The organism is Acidisoma sp. 7E03 (assembly GCF_054665075.1).
Genome location: NZ_BAAFHE010000027.1, coordinates 1 through 19,832 on the forward strand (window position 1 = coordinate 1; position 19,832 = coordinate 19,832).

General features: G+C 50.8%; 14 protein-coding genes and 2 pseudogenes. 6 read left to right on the forward strand and 10 right to left on the reverse strand.

The window, feature by feature from the left end:
• Nucleotides 1–620: 620 nt before the first annotated feature.
• The 9 genes from ACYQ6W_RS21855 to ACYQ6W_RS21895 all read right to left on the reverse strand — a co-directional run bounded on the left by ACYQ6W_RS21855 (nucleotide 621) and on the right by ACYQ6W_RS21895 (nucleotide 10,323).
• A complete protein-coding gene (locus ACYQ6W_RS21855; protein ID WP_459678323.1) occupies nucleotides 621–1,862 on the reverse strand; it encodes a putative capsular polysaccharide synthesis family protein in 1,242 nt (413 codons plus the stop codon).
• A gap of 241 nt (nucleotides 1,863–2,103) precedes the next feature.
• The gene (locus tag ACYQ6W_RS21860; protein ID WP_459678324.1) at nucleotides 2,104–3,165 is read right to left on the reverse strand and encodes a hypothetical protein; all 1,062 of its coding nucleotides are present in this window, start codon (nucleotides 3,163–3,165) and stop codon (nucleotides 2,104–2,106) included.
• Entirely contained in the window at nucleotides 3,155–3,607 is a 453-nt protein-coding gene (locus ACYQ6W_RS21865) for an adenylyltransferase/cytidyltransferase family protein (protein WP_459678326.1), read from the reverse strand. Before ACYQ6W_RS21865 ends, ACYQ6W_RS21860 begins: the two co-directional genes overlap by 11 nt.
• A 197-nt stretch (nucleotides 3,608–3,804) precedes the next feature.
• Nucleotides 3,805–4,542 (reverse strand): phosphocholine cytidylyltransferase family protein, encoded by a 738-nt coding sequence (locus ACYQ6W_RS21870; RefSeq protein ID WP_459678328.1) that lies wholly within the window; start codon nucleotides 4,540–4,542, stop codon nucleotides 3,805–3,807.
• Nucleotides 4,533–5,132, reverse strand: a complete 600-nt coding sequence (locus ACYQ6W_RS21875; protein WP_459678330.1) for a gamma-glutamyl-gamma-aminobutyrate hydrolase family protein — start codon at nucleotides 5,130–5,132, stop codon at nucleotides 4,533–4,535. The genes ACYQ6W_RS21870 and ACYQ6W_RS21875 overlap by 10 nt, the downstream gene beginning before the upstream one ends.
• On the reverse strand, nucleotides 5,129–7,438 hold the full coding sequence (locus tag ACYQ6W_RS21880) for a PEP-utilizing enzyme (RefSeq protein WP_459678331.1): 2,310 nt from the start codon (nucleotides 7,436–7,438) through the stop codon (nucleotides 5,129–5,131). Before ACYQ6W_RS21880 ends, ACYQ6W_RS21875 begins: the two co-directional genes overlap by 4 nt.
• A 140-nt stretch (nucleotides 7,439–7,578) precedes the next feature.
• On the reverse strand, nucleotides 7,579–8,415 hold the full coding sequence (locus tag ACYQ6W_RS21885) for a LicD family protein (protein ID WP_459678333.1): 837 nt from the start codon (nucleotides 8,413–8,415) through the stop codon (nucleotides 7,579–7,581).
• A gap of 31 nt (nucleotides 8,416–8,446) precedes the next feature.
• Nucleotides 8,447–9,097, reverse strand: coding sequence for a glycerol-3-phosphate 1-O-acyltransferase PlsY (gene plsY / locus ACYQ6W_RS21890; protein ID WP_459678335.1), 651 nt, complete (start codon nucleotides 9,095–9,097; stop codon nucleotides 8,447–8,449).
• Nucleotides 9,098–9,276: 179 nt separating this feature from the next.
• The gene (locus tag ACYQ6W_RS21895) at nucleotides 9,277–10,323 is read right to left on the reverse strand and encodes a hypothetical protein (protein ID WP_459678337.1); all 1,047 of its coding nucleotides are present in this window, start codon (nucleotides 10,321–10,323) and stop codon (nucleotides 9,277–9,279) included.
• 608 nt (nucleotides 10,324–10,931) lie between these two features.
• On the opposite strand from ACYQ6W_RS21895, the gene ACYQ6W_RS21900 reads away from it, so the two are divergent.
• The 4 genes and pseudogenes from ACYQ6W_RS21900 (at nucleotide 10,932) to ACYQ6W_RS21915 (ending at nucleotide 16,832) form a co-directional block, all read left to right on the forward strand.
• Nucleotides 10,932–12,266: an aspartate aminotransferase family protein gene (locus tag ACYQ6W_RS21900; protein ID WP_459678338.1), complete on the forward strand. Its 1,335-nt coding sequence runs from the start codon at nucleotides 10,932–10,934 to the stop codon at nucleotides 12,264–12,266.
• A gap of 1,764 nt (nucleotides 12,267–14,030) precedes the next feature.
• The gene (locus ACYQ6W_RS21905) at nucleotides 14,031–14,852 is read left to right on the forward strand and encodes a class I SAM-dependent methyltransferase (RefSeq protein WP_459678339.1); all 822 of its coding nucleotides are present in this window, start codon (nucleotides 14,031–14,033) and stop codon (nucleotides 14,850–14,852) included.
• A gap of 334 nt (nucleotides 14,853–15,186) precedes the next feature.
• A pseudogene (locus ACYQ6W_RS21910) lies at nucleotides 15,187–16,146 on the forward strand (IS481 family transposase); the annotation flags it as partial.
• Nucleotides 16,143–16,832 carry an IS5 family transposase gene (locus ACYQ6W_RS21915; protein ID WP_459678344.1) on the forward strand — a complete coding sequence of 230 codons (690 nt, stop codon included), beginning with the start codon at nucleotides 16,143–16,145 and terminating at the stop codon, nucleotides 16,830–16,832. The pseudogene ACYQ6W_RS21910 and the gene ACYQ6W_RS21915, both read left to right, overlap by 4 nt.
• A gap of 32 nt (nucleotides 16,833–16,864) precedes the next feature.
• Here ACYQ6W_RS21915 and ACYQ6W_RS21920 read toward each other — a convergent pair whose 3' ends face one another.
• On the reverse strand, nucleotides 16,865–17,872 hold the full coding sequence (locus tag ACYQ6W_RS21920) for an iron-containing redox enzyme family protein (RefSeq protein WP_459678341.1): 1,008 nt from the start codon (nucleotides 17,870–17,872) through the stop codon (nucleotides 16,865–16,867).
• 337 nt (nucleotides 17,873–18,209) lie between these two features.
• Between ACYQ6W_RS21920 and ACYQ6W_RS21925 the strand changes: the two genes are divergently transcribed.
• Together ACYQ6W_RS21925 and ACYQ6W_RS21930 are read left to right on the forward strand one after the other, a co-directional pair.
• On the forward strand, nucleotides 18,210–19,238 hold the full coding sequence (locus ACYQ6W_RS21925) for a hypothetical protein (protein ID WP_459678343.1): 1,029 nt from the start codon (nucleotides 18,210–18,212) through the stop codon (nucleotides 19,236–19,238).
• A gap of 125 nt (nucleotides 19,239–19,363) precedes the next feature.
• Nucleotides 19,364–19,740, forward strand: a pseudogene (locus ACYQ6W_RS21930) (IS5 family transposase); the annotation flags it as partial.
• Nucleotides 19,741–19,832 lie beyond the last annotated feature (92 nt).

Consider the following 19,832-nt stretch of genomic DNA (forward strand, 5'->3'; position numbering starts at 1 on the left):
TTGAAGAGCTCAAAAACCTCCTCGAAATGCGCCGTGAAAACCCCGGCCTATTCGAGTAGCCATCTTCGCCTGCGGCCCACGCCGAATGGCTACAGGGAAGGCTACGCCTGAATAAGTCTAGCTGCGGCTCTGGTTTCGGCGTTTCACGAGGTCGGCCCTGCCGAGTGTGAGGCGCCTGCGAGTTTCGACCTCCGGATTCGTATCGTGTCGATATCCGGAATTCGGGGGTTGAGAAAGAGCCATACCGGCTTTTGACCGTGTCGTGCCCCTCGTGATCGGGATCTGCCACCGCCTCAAGGAACTTCTTGAAGCCTGAGGGACCGGGGGTCGAGTGAACCCCTGAGGCTGGACCACTTAGCGCTCGGGAACTGATACATGTGCTGGACCTTCGATCAGGAGAAGGTCATATCGTCAAGAGCCCCTTACCGGCATCATTCGCCGCATTTCAAGCTGCAGCTTGCCAGGCGATCCGCAGCGGTGGCATCGGGCGCCGCGATGCGGGCAGGCACCACAACCTGACAATTATCCCTCGTCCGGGGCGCCTACCATCAGATCACGCAGCCTCCTCTCGGCCGCAGCCGGAGTCCATGTGGCACGCCCGCGTCAGTTATAGTCCTTTTTCACCGAAAGTCCTTCTTCCAGCTTTGCAAAAAATCAATTTTCTCCCTATCGCTATAAAAATGGTTCATATAGCCGTTGTCCGCATAGTATAGATCGATCAATTCTCTTGGGATCTTAATACGTTCTTTGAGGTCTTTATATAAGGGATAGTATGCCTTATGTCTTGCTTCGTTCGATTTTAGCAATTTGAACTCCGGCCTTCCCACAAAATTTCCCACTACCCCCTCAAGGCAGCTTAATTTCTCCAGTTTTATAACAAGGACCTCAACATGATCATGCTTAATGATGGAGTAACCCTTGTCCTGATCGAAGGGATGACGATAAACGTCCACTCCAAAGACGGCCTTTAGCTCCTTATTAAACCATTCAAACTGATAGCCAGCCAAGCATTTCCCGTTTTGGGTCGCACGTAGCTTCATACCCTCACAACAAACTTCATCCAAATCTGTACTCGCAGCCACATATCCATTTTTTCTAATTTCCCCGAAGTGATAGCAAAATTGGGAGAAATCTCTAATTAGAGGCTCGCGCACCAACGTTATGATCTTTTGAAGTTTTGAATTTTTGATACGGGCATTGCAGCGCTCATTACAACTTTGGATCAGTGATCGCTCCATGTCTGTAGGCTGCCATGCCAATTCTGGAATAAGATCATAGATAAACTCGTCGGTCAGCATGTGAACGTGCGTTGCATGAAGCTGCGCGGCATAGAGGCTCGTGCAGATAGACGACGAACCGACTTTCCCAGGTTGATAGACCAAGATATCATTGGCACAGTAGTGTTCTGGGCACCACCAACTCTGAAACAACCCTCGCCTTCCATCGCGAGGCAACTGGGATTTTAACGCCTTTATTGCGCGGTACCAATGATCAATCCTTGGGTCTTCAATGTGCTGCAAAACGCACTGATCAAATCTCTCGAGGGAGTATACGTCCTCTTTAGGTATCTGCATCTTAATCAATGAAGCTTCAATGTCTTTGTGATTCTCACCGAGCGCCGTGATGATTACAATCCACTCGCTGTTCTGCATGATAGACTTAAGGTCATGCGGTGAAATTATCGGAACTCCATAGACACTGCCCGATTTATTCGAATCACAGAAATATACAACATCCGTGTATCTAAAATAGGCGGTAAGTACTTTATAAGTTTCTACTCCTGTGATGCCTGCTCCAAACAGTATGATACGCGCTGAAAAGAGCCGATTGAAATTCAGAGTTATTTGATATTGACTACGCATTTTTGTCATCTTTTCGGAATCTTAGACATCTCACAGGCATCCACGACAATTTCACTAGAATGCGCTCCGACATCAATCATCAAGCGAGGCTGATCTAAACCCCAACGTATCGCTCTTTTCGAGAACGAGGGGCTCGCCATACTGAGAAAGGCTGAATGGAGGTTACCTAGTCCGATACTCGGGACTTGCCCAAGGCCATGCCTCATATAACAAATACGCGCCATCATTCGCTATTTAGGGTCTACGAAGTAATTATCGCACGGATATCATCAAAAAGCGCTTTTTGCTTACCGTCATCTAATACTCCATAATGAACCCGGCAAATCTTAGGGACTTTTTTGAACATATTTGTAGCGTTGTTCTTGTCGGTAACTGGGTCGTTTAGCGCAGAAAAGAATGGGGACCAAGTATAGCTATGTGCTGGATAAAACAACCATTCCGGCATTAGGAAATTAAGTGCTTCTTGTGGACACTCAATTATGCTATAATCATCTTTGGTAATATCGAGCGTCGGTATAATAATGAGCTTTAGTTCCGATTTAAATGATAGATGGTGGCCACTAAAAATTTCGTCCAGTAGGACTGGCATAAACTCGAATTTTCCTAATATAAAGCGGGCATCCTGAAATTGATTAAAATACCGCCTTAGAGGCGTGTTATTCCTAATAGTTACCCCGCTAAGTCTCACGCACTGAGGGTAAGAGACTAACCTTATTGATCCTAAATCCGAACAGCACAAAACTGCATCATTAGCAACAAATTTCGCGCCACCTCCCAGCAGGTGTGTAAGCAACGTGGATTTTCCCGCACCTTTAAGCCCGGGTATAAGAACTCCCGCCCCTTCAATCGAACAGGAAGATGCGTGCAGAAGTACATAGCCAGCGTCTTTGTATCGGGCGGCGATGGGTTCTCTTATCAAATTTCGGATATAGGCATGTTCATAAAGCTCTGATTCCCGGAACAATTCAATTGTATTTGACGTCGAGTCAAAGCTTGTGATGCAGTTAACTTCTCCGACTCTATGTAGATAATACACCTTATCATTGCACTGGCCCGACGGGACCGAAGTCTCTTTGAAGAGCGGACTCTCTTTTCGAAAAATTTCGACGTCTACAACATCCGATAAGCGAGAGACTTGCCTTGAAACGACTCGGAAGCTAGGTCGGCACGGAATTTGCTTTTTGGTATCCCAGAAATAGTCGAAGCATTGTTCCATCGCTCGAACTTCGACTTCACTGTCAGACGAATACAGGACGTCAATGCTCTCATGCGACACAAAGAGCTCGTTTTGGTCACCGTCCATTTGACTGTTGTCCTTGGTTCGCGTTCTGGTGCCTCTTAGCCCTGAAAGAGCGGATCTGCTCAACAACGCCAGTCGTAGAAACCTCTGGTGTTCTTCTCAAATACACGATGCGTACCACGTCGCTGAGAACGTCAAATTTGCCTCTCCAGTCATCACCCATGGTTAAAACATTCGCATGTCGGGCAACCAAATACTCGCGCTTCTGTTCGAATGACTCTTCAAGGAATACATCGTCTACCCATCGAATGGCACCAACAATCTCCATTCGCTGCGCTTGTGACTGAATAGGAAACCGCCCTTTTTTTTCGAATGAAAATCTGTCTGACGACACTCCCACGATCAATCTGGATCCAAACATTGATGATCTTTTCAATAATCGCAGGTGACCGACGTGAAAAAGATCGAACGTTCCAAATGTTATGACGATATTGCTTGAACTCATTACTTCCGTCCCTCCTTCTCACCGCTGCTACAGCACATATCCATCCGCCAATGCTGCGACCTTGCAAACCGCCCAATAGCGTCGTCGAGACGAGAACGAGCCAATCTACTACTCCCACGTGCCATGCATCAAAGTATTACTGCGGGCGTCTCACAGTTCGTTCCTATCGACGATGAGTCGCCATCCAAACACTTTCGCTAGACCGTAGGATACAACTCCTCATAAATCTCGAGATCCTCAGGACGATCTACTTCTCCCCATGGGCCAACATTCTCAACTGCTCTGACTCGCACTCCACAACGGAGCGCCTTGCCTAAAAGTGCTGTCATATCAATCGTAAGACGTTCATCCCGCGGGAGATGCTCCAGGACGCCCACTAGTTGTGCCCATCCCGGGGGAGCGATTCTAAGCAGGCCCATATATTGCCCCTTGGGTAGATCTTCTTCCTCGACAGGACGTCCTATCTCCGTTACATAACTCTCCGCATCGATCTCGAAGGACTCTGCATCTACACTAGGCTTTTGGAAGCGTCGCGACCAAAGTTCCAACCATTTCGAATCGTAGCAAACAGCTATGCTATCTCGCGCGCCGCAGAGCCTGGTTACGGCTTCGGTAGAAAAGAAAATATCTGCATAGCTAACAATTACGACGTCAGTCTCAAGCCACGACGCGGCGCATTCCAGGGACGCTACGATCCCCGTTTTCTCCCAAGCATTGTTGAAGAACACCCGATCTGCCATACCTTCGAAGCATGTCCCCTGGTAACCTGCAACAATGCCAATCTCCCTTACTCCTAGAGCACGAAAAGCTCCAAGCTGTCGCCCAATCAGACTTCGTCCATTAAACTGCGTTAGAGCCTTTGGGACACGGTCTGTTAGATGCGCCATTCGTGACCCGCGACCAGCAGCCAGAATCAAGGCCTTCATCACCAACATCCGTTCAATCGGCTACAAAACTCTCTTTCGTCGCGCACATCGAGTGGCTCCTCGCGCTCGGGGTGCCACATGATGCAGAATACTCGTCCTGTTGAATCCGTACAGGATTCCACTACACCATCCTCAGCCCGCTGCAGAACGCGAAAGTCCTGCGGAACTTCAGCGAACCCATATCTATGGAAAGAATTAACCACCCTTCCAGACGGAAGCACTCGATGCCGCGTCCTGACATGGCCGTCAACCTTTTGAAGTTTTGCGCCACAAGAAGTCAAGATTGCCTGCATTCCTCGGCAAACCCCGATTATCGTTTTCCGATTCTCGGTTGCCCACCTCAAAAGAAACGACTCGACTCTTTGTCTTTCATCTATTCTGCCATCAATAGCTACAATATTACCACCGCCCGTCAAAATTACGGCGTTAGGAGCAAACCGACTCACCAATTCGGTAGATAAAATTAAACAGTTTGGTAGCAGAAGCGGCGTGCACTTACACCGCCGCAGAAAACCGAACCAACGCTGGTCGAGACTATCGTGCGCTTCCCCATGAGGCGAGGTGCCCGATTGCTGCATAGTAAGCGCAACCAGTGTCATTCTAGTACCAAGACGGTCTCGACCCCGCAGTCTATGCGTAGTCGCTTGGCTCGAAGCCACGTTTCAAAATGTCTCTCCCCCACGCCTATGACCGCCGGGAGATTCAGTTCTGCTGCACGTATTGCCATATGCGAATTCACGCCGCCATACGCAGTGATAAGACCCGCTATTCTCCTTCCGAAGACCCAGTCAAATCCAGGATCGGCGTTCTCGATTAAGACTACCGCCCCCCGCAGCTCCCGATCGAAAGGCTTGGATACATGACCTTCTACAATCTTATTCGTAACGAAATTGGGCTTCACAATGGGATCGTGAAACGCCCACACTTCATCGGGATCTTGAATAAGAGGAGGAAGTGAAATCCACTGCGTTTGAGCATAGCGCCTTTTTCCCGATTCTACAGACCGCCTTATCACTTCGTCTGCACTCCAAGTGGAAACGCGTAACTCTAAAATGTCTCTGATGTCCGCGAATGACATCTCCTCTTTCGAAACGCCTCGACTTTCCCCGATCAAAGCGAGCAAGTCTAGCGACCGAGAAAGTGATCTGGAAAATATAAACTTGGCAGTTTCGCGTGAAACAATTGCGTTAGATATGAAGTCAAACACCTGAGAAGCAGAGCACGGTAGTTGATGGATTCGCAAAAGGCGGTCAACTGCGCTTAGCGTGCTTCTATCAAAGTTATATCGGGCAACGCGATCTACTACTTGAGTGTCAGCGTCGCTAGCTAAATACTGAGCCGGTTCCTGTGCATACGATGGAACTCTAATGTCGTACGTTCCCGGACGAAGGTGACCGTACTCTTCCAGAAACTTTTCCTGACTCCACCGACGACGGTCGTAAAAGATACGCGAAACAGGAGTGTTCAGAGATCCTAAAAAGCCTTGAAGTTCCGACTGGCTCAAAGCTCCCACGCCAACCATGGAACGGACCAAAGCCGTTGCCACAAATGCCGAGCGTGCGATACCAACAAATGCGGAGGTTCCATAACGCCGGCACTCGAACAAGCACCGGTACAAATGGGCGATTAAGTCGGTTTCTTTTGCCCTGAGCTGCTCAGATTGTCTCTTCTGAAGGCGCAAAATTAGCTTCTCATCCAGCCTAAAGCGACGAGCAGCATCACCCGCGAGAAAACTTTTCGTCACATCTAGAAGTGCCTGACAAATAATCTGCCGATCGTTGGAGGACAATTCTAAAAGGTAATTGAGCTTATCCGGGGTGTCAAAACTGTAACATGATGGCAAGACCTCAAACTCAACCTTGTCATGAAGGAACGGATTATCAACAAGCCTCTGGATCGCGGAGTTAACCAGTCGTTCGGCGATGTCTTCATCAAGGCTCGCAGGAACAAACGAGTTGAAACTTGCCCTTACATCGACATATGGCAAACCGTGCAAACTGATTATCAAAGGAACACCGCGCGTATCACGATAGCCATACTTGCGTCTTCGTTGACCGCAAATGCTATCGGTAATGAGATGTCGATATATGGAAAATGCGAGAGGCCGCGGCTTGGCACCGATCATTTCCGCCGGGTTCCAGTCGGACATCAAACTCAGAAGTCCCCGATTGCCAAGGACATCCCGACTGCGACCTAAAATAGTCAAAAGGGAAAAATGAAGATCCTGCAGCGTGCCCTGGTAATCTTCTGCAAATTTCGGTGGCTGTACCGCTATTGCCAGCGGCCGCAGCTGAAGAAGAATCAGACCCGAATCCGCCGTCACCGCAAATTCCACATCCAGCGGGATGCGGCCAACTCTTTCTTCAAGTTCACGAAGAAGCGCTATAACACTTCCTAGCGGTGGGGGGTGTAGAGTATCCGCGTACCTATGTGAAACGTATAGATCTAGTCTTCCCTCACGCCCCGACGTTACAAGCGATGTATCGTTCTCGCGAGTGTAGTTAACGATATCGCGCTCAACACCCGATTTAACGTCCCAGTTGAACGCCACGCCGCTGATGAGCGTTTCTTGAAGAAATGGCTGCACAAAGATCTCATCCTCGTACCGCAACTCCTCGTATGACGCAACAACCTCACCAATAGCACGGGATAGAGAGGGAGCCAAGCGCCGGCATCGCTTAGAGACGTACCTTCCTGCCAATGATCCCCCACTCACATCCTCTCGTCGGGCGCTTGACCGCACAATTACGATGTCTGTTAGTTCTTCGTTCTCCTGAATGGTTTGAACAACCCGCTCAGGGGTTTCAGCCCAGTCTTTCACAGAAAATATAGCGCTGGGAAGAACGGTTGCAGTCTGCAACTTTCCTCGTAAAGAGCTAAGTGTTCTGGCCTTTGATGCAAACACTAGAGCTTATCCTCCTCAGACCGTGCGCCCGCGGTCTTTGGCGGCACACGACTTGATGTCGACAACCTTAGAAAAATTTACCGATCTGGCGTCACACCTCTATCAGGACCGCGGGCGCGTGGCGGATGCTTTAAACGCATCTATTCAAGTCTATCCGGCTTCCACTTAAGTCTTGTTACAGCGTGCGGATTAACACGCCTTTCTATCGGCGGTAGTGTCATAAAATCGCCGTACTCTAATTCCAAACAATCCGCGGCTTCGTGCATAGCCAGAAAAGAATGCCCCGCAAACGAAATTTCTTCCAAGTGTGAAAACCAAGTACGTGGGTATCCCATCATCCGAGCTGGAGCCGGGAACGTCAGGACACGCACTCGCGACGTATCCCTGTTTCTCATCGCCAAGGCAGCTAACCTCTTAAACACCCACCGTTTTGATACGACGTTTAAGGCGGAATATCCGAATCTAGCAGCCCGAGTTTTTGCTGATACTCGCCCAACGACAGAATACAACGTTTTGCGGAGAAACAAGCAGTAGACAGAGTGTAACGAGCGCAAAATCCAACCGTCCGGCACCCCGTCGAGCGGAAACAAGTCCACGAATACTCCAGTTTGCATTCCGATGTGTTCCTGTCCCAACCGAACGAACTCGGTGTTTTTCCTTCTTATTCGTGCATATCCCCAGGGGTAAAAGGGATCGCTAACATGATCCTGGTAGAAGAACCGACTATGGTCTAAGTCAACGCGGCACGCATCTCGGAATCGCGCAAATTCCGAGCGAAGCATTGCAACATCAAGGTCGTCATCCCACGGGATAAAACCGGAATGTCTCACCGCACCTAGCAATGTCCCCATAAACAAGCTGTACCCAATACCATGTTTTCTGCAGATGCGGTCGACTTCCAACATTAGTTCCATCAACGTCACGTGAAGGCCACGTCGTTCCTCTTCGGAGATCCTAACAGCATGCGGTGGGTTCATCTGTAGATCAACCACAGTTTGTCGTGACAACCTATTTCGCGCGCGGGGAGGGCGGGACAACACTTCCTAATTTGCTTTCTTCCCTACGCAACAAACGGCGAACGTTAGTGCGATGCTTTACCAAAACAATTGCGGAGATCAGGTAAGTGAAGAGGTAAAAATATCCTCCTTCCCGAACCCACGGCAGAAGCGAGGCGACCAGAAAAGCGGCCACCGCGATTATCGTTCCTAGCGACACAATTCTTGTCGAAATGACGACCAACAAGAAGGCGATGGTTGAAATTGATGCTAGTCTCCAGTCGACAACAAAGAGAACGGTAATTGCAGCTAATGCGCCCTTCCCGCCACGAAATCCAAAGTATATCGGCCAGTTATGCCCCAGCACGACCCCTAATCCACCAGCCAGAATAGGTAACGAAGAAAAACCATCGGGTAGTCGTCCCCACGATGCTATGAGACCTCCAGCCTCACAGGCGAGAATGCTTTTGACGACGTCGCCTACTAAGACAAAAGCCGCCGCCGCAGGGCCCAACACACGAAGGGTGTTGGTTAGCCCGGCACTCTTGCTTCCATGGGCCGCGACGTCTTTGCCCCAGAGCTTGCCCACCAACACCGCAGCGTTGATACTGCCCAGAAGGTAACCCAACAGAAGTGCTAGTAACGTGATCCCTGCAGCGACCATCCGACACTCCCAATGAGCGTAGAAACACCAAAACCTTCGCTCAAGACACAGAAACTACCGACGGGGCCTCCAGTGAGACCGCAACACGTCCATTTTGGCAGGCGGTCACCACTCCGTGAGTCCATCTTTCAACGATGGGCCAGTTCGTCACCCGATATTGGCTGCATCTTTCTCTCGCACTAACAAACAAACCAATTAACTGTCGACGTCCCTTTGTCTACGTACGCTCGACTTCGATACTCAAATTCCATGTCCGAATAGATGCTACCAAACGCACACTGATTACGATCTAGCTCCAACATCCTAACCGCATCCTCACCGACGGGAATGCCTGAAAACCTTCCCAACAACTCTCTTCCTTCATCAAAGAACAAATCGATAAGCTTGACTACATCAATTACATACTGAGAAAGAGCAGTCTCTGGCTGCGACGACACCCCAGAATAAAGTCGAAGAAACTCATCGACGACACCTGAATCTCCCGTATACAACTGCTGTAAGTACGTGGGGACCCACTTTCGTCTCGTGTTCAAGCCCCCAAGCAATGCCACAAAAGCACCCGCTTCCTGGATTAGCCAGTCGCGCGCTATCGCAGCAGCTCTGAGCATCTCTTCCTTTTTGAACGCACCTAGGCAGTCAATGAGCATGCGAAAATCAGAAGCAGCCCACCGATATAGGAGGTAACGGAATTTTTCTCTTATCTCACAGTCGATCTTGCCCTTTATATTGCCGGTCATCGAGATGCCGGTCTCCGCACGATGAAAGATCCACTTCTCTCGCTCTGCTATACTTTTTGTCAAAAGAATCGGATTAAACACAGCATACTCGAAAATCGAGTTTACTTGGCGCAATGTCTCGTCCAAACTCTCGTATGTATCATACTCAACATCGATCTTTATTCCTGTGCCTTCTATTGCGGAATGGACGATAAATACCTCGTCATTTAGTGCCGCAACGTTACCTACCCTCACGATCGCCCGGTCTCGTGTCAATAATCGATGGTGCTCACTTAGGTCAAACTCACTCGCTTTTGGGAGTCTTTCGCAGAGGACGTGCACATCGATATCGGAAAATTCGTTTCCAATGCCCTCGACTAGTGTTCCGGAAACAATCACCGTATTCCCTGAACGCGCGATGACCCCCTTTACCAGTTCGGAAATCGGAACGACCATATTGCCACCAAAAAGCGTGAGACCGTTGGATGTCAATGTTGCGCGCTCTGACATGCTAACTCCCACATCATTCAATGACCGCTCTCATAACACTATGACCGATTCGAGTCACTCGGAAAGTTGTCGACTGGGACTAGTGGTTTTAGATGAACCGGTTCAACACCTTGCTTGAAGCTTTCACTCGTGGCATTTCAAGCGTGTTGAACCCGCCGTTTTCGACTAGAACCCGAACTTTCGACAGGCCGCAGCAACGAGCAGTGTTAGTGAACCTAAATGCGGCCTTTTCTGCGCAAATCCTTTTTGGCCTCACACGGGGATGTTCCTTGCCAGGTCTACGTTACGAAGTGTAACGCCGAGCCATTTTGGTAGAACTGGAATTCGATTTTGTTTGCCTGAGCGAGAAAGACTCTGTAATTCGTACGTGTGTGGTTTAGCAAAATGCGCCCATGGTTGTTGTCTCGCGGGGCGCAAAGATCTCGAGAAGAGGAAGTTGAAAAGCGCTTTGACGTTCGGGATGCGGGATCCCCATCGTGTTGCCCCTCGAGGGAGAGCGCTCAAGGTAGAAGCGCGCTTACTATACCTGTCGTTACCTAACTTCAGATGACACTCAGTTTTGCTGTATCCATTTATCAGGTTAGTCGATGTCAGAGGGGAGCTAAGCGATGGCGGTTCGTTACACACAGATGCCCCGAAGACTAAGCAACAACAAAGAATATAGACGAAGACTTTCGCTTGCGATGCCCTTGGGAGTAACCGACAACTATCAGTATTGGGGTGAAGACACGCTGGTTATTCGTCGGGGTAAAGGCGGGACACTTTGGGATGTTGATGACAACCGATACGAAGACTTTCGGCTTTCCTATGGGCCAATCATTCTCGGATACCAAGACCATAGGGTAGATGATCACGTCAAAGAGGCATTAGACAACGGTGTGCTTTTTGGTCTGCCGACTCCGAGAACGTTGGTGGTCGCGGAGCTTTTGCAAAGTCTTGTTCACGGACTAGAAACAGTACGATTCGCCAATAGTGGCTCGGACGCCGTTATGGCAACTCTTCGCCTGGCTCGGGCATTTACTGGCCGCGAAGAACTCGTCTTGATTGAGGGCGCATTTCACGGTCTTTTCGACTGGGTGATGTGGGAAGCACTGGTCGAGGATTACACACCGGGTGAAGGGGTGGCGCCTCCTATTCGGGCACGCGGTGGGGGGATTCCGTCAGCTATTAGGGACCGTCTCCATTTCATTCCGTTCAACGACGCAGGTGCCTTGCGAGAAGTCCTTAGGGAAAATCCGGGGAAAGTTTCCGCCGTCCTTTTGGAACCGATATTGGGAAACTCCTGTGCCATTTCGCCAACCGCCGAATACCTAAGGGATGTACGTGGTATTTGCGACGAGTTCGATGTCGTTTTGATATTTGATGAGGTGAAGACGGGGTTTCGTGTGGGTCGCGGTGGAGCTTCCGAACTATATGGTGTTACGCCAGATCTTTGGGCGTTCTCGAAAGCACTTGGTAATGGCTACCCGATAGCGGCATTCGGTGGTCGCCGGGATATTATGTCGTGGCTGCATCCATTTGACGGAGGTGTAGTACATGGGGGGACTTACACTGGCAATGCGGTTGGACTTGCGGCGGCCGAAGCGACGCTGGAGGTGATCAAGCGAACATCGGCACTTGACACAGTAGAAGAGTTTGGGCGTTCTCTTCAGAACGGCCTTCACACAATACTCAACCGCCTCGGTGTTAGCCATCAATTTACCGGGCATTTGTCGATGTTTGGTGTGATGTTTTGTGACGAACCGCTCCGTTCCTACCGCGATTGGCGGATGGTTGATAACTGTCTCTATCAAAGGTGGGCAGCGCAGCTTCGCGAACTGGGAGTGTTGATAGAGCCTGACTCTCGAGAGCCTTGGTTTTTTTGTGAAGCGCATAGTCATCTGGATCTAGGGAATGTTTTGGATCGCATTGAGGCAGCATCGTTGAAGAGTTTCAAACGCTAGCTAGGCCGCGCTGGTTGATTGTGTATTTGATGGGCGGCTGCGGCTGCTGAATCGCGTCGAGAGCGCAGCGTGTTCGTTGCGGCACCGACCTCGAAGTGGCTGGCAAGACAGCTATTCAGCGAAAGTTTCAGCAATCCGAGACGGCACCGATCTTTGCGAAGTGGGTTTCCCGACCTGGCCCGCAGTAAAGCCTGGGTGGCTGCGCATCATTGGGTATCTTTGTATCGGGTGATTGGCCAAGATTTCCGCCTGATCTCTCCTTCCGATTGCTAGCCATTTGCCTCGCTTGGCAAGAGGGTCGTGCCCGACGCCGAAGCCATGAATCGGGCAAACATTCCACTTGCGCAAGTCAATCAACGATTCAGCAAGCGGTGTGGTTGGATCATCGGGGACGCACCTTGCGAGTCTGTCAGCAAACAGGGCACGACAGCGCTCTGCACGTCCATATCGTGGGTTGGCATGATCGCACGGGTTGGACTGCACCTCGTCTCCGATCTGGTAGCCTTGCTGCAGGATCCTGACGATGCGAAGATCCCTGGGCTGGCGCGTGAGGCCCTCAGGCGCCAGATTGTGACCTGGAATACGCGTTGGGGACGCATGGGAACCGATCGATGGGGTCATCTTGCGCGTGCACAAGGCAAGTGAGATCAGCCGAGCACTGATAGTAGTCCTGGCGTCGGACGAATCGCCGCTGCAGTCGCTGGTTCCACTGCTTTAAAGGAGGAGCATGGATTGGCGGGCTGATGAGCCAGGGGCGGCGGCAGCATTCAAGCGGTGGCAAGCGGCATGGCGATCCCAATGGGGAAGTATAAGGTGTACTTAAGCCCACGCGAAAACAGTCAATTCACGGCCAGTGAATTTGATCTGGATTGTCATATCCGAGGGCGGTTCCAGTGTTTTGCGCACGTCGCGTGAGACAGGAGCGCGTTGGTGCCGTTAGCACTCGTTAGAGACGGAACGCTCGCTTTCACAGGTATCCGTCATGGCGGGCACAGTCATCCCTACAACAATTGCCGGTGGGATCATTGCGGGGAGCTTCCTGGAGAAGGTCACTAGCATCGCGGAGTATGACGCGGGCAGATCATCTCCGGCTGCCGCAACCTCATTCACTGGAGTCGGGCGAGTGTTTCCAGCTCCACCTCGGCTTCTATCTTCAACGGGTGCACCATAGGGAGTTACACGCGCGTTCATCCACGGTGGATGAGAGCCAACAAGGAGATGCAGACTGCAGATAGGCTTTCGCTTTGCTACCCTTGCCCATGCAACATGGCCGGCGAAATCACTGATGCGGCAGTTGAGGGAAGGTCGACGCCGTCACTGGCAGCTTGAAAGGCGTGGAATCACTTACTAATCTCCGCCCGGCCGTGGCCGGTTCGGCCGATGTATTGGTATCTTATCGACAAACCGTCGGCCTGTTTGAGGAGGATGTTGTAGTGGTTCCAGAACATACAACGACGCACAACTGGCCGGCTGTCTCTTTGATCTTATCCCGTCGGTAGGAGCCACCTTTCGCGAGCTACGTCAGAGAAGCCCCAAATTGCTGCCGTGTGTTTTGCTAATCCCATAGAGGCGGCCCTCGCGTCGTAGGCAAACTTCCCTCTATATCCTCCAAATGTAGTCTTTTCCTCCTTTGTATCTGAGGTAGCATCGGAGTTGACTCTGTCCGGATTTTGGAAGAGATTGACTGGAGAGAGCGAATGATTAATCTCGCTCAACTCCTGATTCGAACTGCGATTCCCGTGATCTAATTCTGGAGCAGCATCCATGATAAGTTTAGCGCACATTGACAGTGGGCGGGCTTTTGATTTCGGAACCATATCCGATGATTATGCCAAGTTCCGAGACGTGTACCCCGACGTATTCTTCGAATCCATTCGGGACAATGGGCTTTGCGACACTGGATATAGGGTGCTGGATCTGGGAACTGGCACTGGCGTTCTTCCACGTCATCTCGCTAGATTCGGGGCAAAGTTTGTTGGGATAGATATTTCCGAGCAGCAAATCCAGAAGGCACGGGAATTATCAGCCGGATTAGATATAGAATATCTAGTCTCGCCAGCCGAAACGTTGGAGTTTCCAGAAGCTGCTTTCGATACCGTATTAGCGTGTATGTGCTTTACCTACTTTAACAAACAGAGGCTGCTACCTCGCCTTGCCAAACTGCTAAAAAAGAATGGTCGATTCGCCATTATGTCGCTAGTCTGGCTGCCTGGCGAAAGCTTAATTGCCAAAGGCAGCGAGGAAACCATACTCCGGTACAACGAGTCTTGGAACGGTGCTGGTTTTACACGACCTAAATTTGACAGTAATGGGATTCCTGAAAGTTACGGCATCGATCTATCGTTGGGGTTTGATCTCGATAAGTCCTTCTCCTACGATGTTGCGATCCCGTTCACAAGAGAGACATGGCACGGGCGCGTCAAGGCAAGTAGAGGACTAGCAAATGATCAAATTTCAGAGGAACAAAGATCCGCATTTGAGCGTGACCATCTGCGCTTTATGGAAAACCAACCTGCTTCCTTCAGCGTGATGCACTCGGCGACGTTCTGTATCCTAAAAAAAGCAGCAGCTGAAATATGCGACTAGGTTACCAAACCAAATTGCATCACTTGTTTCCAACGTAGATTATGAACTTCCTCGATTAAGGCAGATGTCGAAGCGCGGTTTCGGATCGGCTACATTTGCTTTGAACATCTATAGTTAGCGACCCCGCCATTCAACTCGCCCTGGATTTTCAAACTGCCTGTTGAGACACTCGCCTACGCTTTTCAAAGGAGATGCCTCCGGAGTTCCTTTCATATCTGGGCTTGTGCCTGAGAAAAATCCATCGCGGTGGTGCCGGCGCAGAACCTACCGATACTAGGTGTATGGTCCCGGGATGTAATGGTACATATATCCATCATGGCTTGAGGGAAGATCTATGGGCCAGATTCTTCACGGAAGCGCCCGCACGACAGAGGCGGTCCGTCGCGCAATTCAACTACGTCAAGAGAGTATAAGGGCCCTCGCGAGACGCTTCGGCGTCAGCCCTACGACCATCCAGAAATGGCGAAAGCGAGAGACCACCACCGATGCCCCGATGGGACCGAAAGTACTCCGGTCCACCGTGCTGACGGTTGCGGAGGAGGCGGTTATCGTCGCCTTCCGACGACATACGCTGCTGCCGCTCGATGATTGCCTCTATGGCCTTCAACCAAGCATCCCACATCTCACGCGATCGTCGTTGCATCGCTGCCTCGAGCGGCATGGCATCAGCCGCTTGCCCGAGCTGCTTGGTGACAAACCTAAACGGAGCAAGTTCGCCGCCTACGCAATCGGCTACTTCCACATCGACATCGCCGAGGTTCGAACGGAGCAAGGCAAGCTCTACCTGTTCGTCGCCATCGACCGCACCTCAAAGCTGGCTTTTGCAAAGCTCGAGCATGAGGCAACCCGATACACCGCGTCCGATTTCCTCCGTACCCTCGTCGAGGCGGTGCCGTACCACATCCACACTATCCTCACCGACAACGGCATGCAGTTCTGTCACGCGCCTCGTAACAGATCAGGCCCGACTGCCCAATACAGCGTGCACATGTTCGATCGCGTCTGCCGCGAGTACAACATCGAGCATCGCCTGACCAAACCTAACCATCCTTGGACGAATGGGCAGGTCGAGCGGATGAACCGCACGATTAAAGAGGCAACCGTCAAGCGCTATCACTATGCGACCCACGACCAGCTGAAATCGCATCTGCAGCTCTTCGTTGACGCCTACAACCACGCACGTCGTCTAAAGACCCTGCGAGGCCTCACTCCCTACGAATATGTTTGCTCGATCTGGATCAAAGAGCCAGATCGATTTAGGATCAATCCGTCACACCACATCCCGGGACCATACATTGGAAAGATGCGCCTACGGTCTACGGCCCCCGGAAGACGCTCTACAACCGTTTCCAGCGATGGGCAGCCAAAGGCGTGTGGACGAGCCTCTTCTACGCTCTGGCAACTGCTGGAGGACCACCCGCCGAGGTGCTCATCGACTCGTCTGCAGTGAAGGCGCACCGATGTGCCTCTGACTGCTGGAGGACCACCCGCCGAGGTGCTCATCGACTCGTCTGCAGTGAAGGCGCACCGATGTGCCTCTGGCGGAAAAGGGGGGAGCGCAGGCAAGCCATTGGCCGCTCTCGTGGCGGACGCACGACCAAGATCCATGCGCTGACCGATCGCGATTGTCGCCCAATCGCCTTTCTGCTGACCGGCGGCCAGGTCGCTGATTGCGTCGCCGCCGATACACTGCTCGATCAGCTCACCGCGGCTGAACTGGTGCATGGCGACAAGGGCTACGACACCAATGCTGTGCGACAGAAGATCGAGGCCAAAGGTGCGGCTCCGAATATCCCGCCCAAGATCAATCGCCTCTGGAAAAACTGTTTCTCCCCATACCTTTACCGCAGCCGCAACGCCATCGAGCGCATGTTCAACCGGCTCAAGGATTTCCGACGGGTCGCCACACGCTACGACCGGCTCGCCACAAACTTCCACGCCGCGGTCTGCATCGCAGCGGTCGTCAGCTACTGGTTATGAGTCCCGACCCTAGGGGCGAATGCTAGCGGTCATCAGAGATGAGACAATATTGGGAAATCGAGCGCCCGGATAGCTTTCATGACTTCATAGTCACAAAGTGAAAGCAAGATATTTGTATCATGATACCCCCTTAATATCTCTCGAGCTGCACCTGAGCCACCGCTCTTTATCAGAGGTACAAGCATCTTTTCATAAACCCAGACGCCGTGTTCTTGATCAATCTGGACATGCGCGTCAAAATAGGTCGAGTCCACGGAATTTCCGAAAATTTTCCTCAACATCCGACCTTGTTGTTGAGTTGCAGAAATGAGACATGCTTCGTAGACAAACAGAAATCCAAAGAACTGCAAATACAGCCGCTTGTCGGCAGCTACTCGATTTACGTAAGACAGGTACATATACACAGTATTCAAAATAAACGGCCGATAGAATTCCAAAACTTCAGGCATCCCAATGGATTTCAACGCCTTTTGGAAAAGAACGCTGTGCTTTTCGTTGAGGTTTCCCCCTCCATATTCGTCGGAGACAATCTTAAAAATTGCCATTTGCAATTCACCAAACGAGCCTGGCAGCATGCGTGTCAACGGGGACGCTTCAGTTAGGCAGTCTAAAGCGATTTGCGACATTAGAAATTTGCAAGCTTGTTCCGGTTGCGTGCTTTCGATAATTTCTAAATAACTCTTCTCGGTTCCGTCAAAACGCAACTTTTTCTGCTCTTCGTCTACACGGGATCGAAAAAACTCCAAAACCTCCGCGCTAGTGATGGTCCAAACCTGGTGATCGACAAGACGATCAAATCCGCCGAAAACTAACTCGACTTTCTTTGATCGATCTTTCTTGGCCAACTTTTTCTTCTGGGTCGCAGGTAAATATAGGAAGTCCGAATCAAACTCCACGTACAAATCTTGAGCGTTCCCTAGCGAAACTGTGTGATACAAATCTTCGATAGGCCTGTGAACTACATCGCTAACATGGGAAGGGAACGAAAAAAGTTGCGAGTTCTCACAGCCCTCATCTTTTCTATCCTGATTAACCGGCATTTTTCTGTCCTTGCAAAGGGTGGCGGTGCACTCAATATTGAGTCATATAGCGGCGAGATATTGTGCTATCCTCGCAGCACGGCACGTTTTGCATTAGCCTACAATACATACATTGTCTTCCAACTAGCGGCAAGACCATACGCTCCAAACGTTGCAATGACATCAAAAATATGATTGCTCAATGCGGAGATCTTAACTAACGTATGCCGGTCGGGTGTAGTTAGCTGGGCGACGCGTTTGCGAGCCTGAGGTTGCATCACCGATAGGCGGCTCTTTTGCAACGTCGGAGGCGTCCGTTTTCGTCTTATAAGCGCGAGTTTCGATGAGGGAGAGTATTATGGATAAAGGAGCAGGTCTTCCCATATTGGGAGGAACGCGCATGGTGTCGTTTGAGACTGTGTTGGCCCATACTTTTCGAAATCCACAAGATAGTGTGCTACTTAGTGGAACTTTAGTCGAAGGAATTGGCAATCGCTTTTCGGATCTTGACGTTTATGTATTTTGCGATGAAATTCCACGTTACGCGAGTGTTAAATCTCGGGGACATGCCTTTGTTCATAAGTCCGATATGAATTTCTGTCAACGTGACGATGACCTTGTGCTTATGACAATGGATTATTACGAAGACTCGGAGATTCATATTGATGTCGAGTATTGGTTGAAATCGAATGTTTCGGAGCTTGTTTCGAAAGTTTCCCGCGTCTTTACAGACCTTTTAACACATTCGGATAACAACTACGGTGAGTTTGAGATCAACCGATTTGAGCATCTTCTCCTGCACAGATGCATCGTCGGTAAAACAATAGCGGGTGATGATATCTCGATGTTCGGATTTGATCCGAGTTTTTCGAGACGTTATTCCTATTGTCTGTTTCGCGCGATGTTTAATTTTTACTGGAGGTTTAAAGATATCGCCGGGGCGATCGATACCGGCAACGAATACCTTGTCCGCGAACTGAGTAGAGACTTTCTCTTACGCGAGATTCAAGCGTTCAATCACATGCACGGCTGTACAAACACTGCACGAAAATGGGTATTAACATATTGGAGGAATTACTGTCGCTCGGTTGACGCGCAGCTTTACACGGACGCTCTTGACTTGTTGTTTCCGAAATTTGCGTTGGGGTACGAACATTACATGTGCGCGATTTTTGACGTGGTCGATCGAATTCATGAACGTATCCGAGAGTGCTCTGCCAAAACATCTGAGTTTCCGGGGCCTAGTAGATGCCTCGAGCTACTCGACCAGGAAATTGAAGGTCGTGACAAAACTGCTGGCAGGGCACAAGCTCACGAGTTCCTCTTTAGAAGACGCGCCTTTTCCGGTACCGGACCCTCTTACTATGAGATCCTCAAATCTCTCTAGGGTATCCGTGATGATCAAGCGGCTTTTGGCGGCCAGATACGATCGTCGTGGATTATGGCTGGGCCCCATGAAAAGGATTCACAGCGCCGAGCTACCGTGATTCAAGGTTTCCGGAAGGAGACCTCATTTGGACGACGGATATTTTTTGGCTGACGAAAGAGCAATTCGCTCGGCTCAAGCCCCATCTGCCGCGTGATACGCGGGGCAAGCCTCGGGTGGATGATCGCATGGTCATCAGCGACATCGTGCATGTGCTGATATCGGGTTGCCGTTGGAAAGATGTGCCTGCGGTCTACGACCCCCGGAAGACGCTATACAACCGTTTCCAGCGATGGGCAGCCAAAGGCGTGTGGACGAGCCTCTTCTATGCTCTGGCGACTGTTGGAGGACCACCCGCCGAGGTGCTCATCGACTCCTCCGCAGTGAAGGCGCACCGATGTGCCTCTGGCGGAAAAGAGGGGAGCGCAGGCAAACCATTGGCCGCTCTCGTGGCAGACGCAGTATCCATCCGCCGGTGGCCGCCTGGCGTTGATATTACCGAGCGCGCTTAAGGTCGTCCTTATGAGTGCGCATAAGGATGGTGGATGAGCCAGG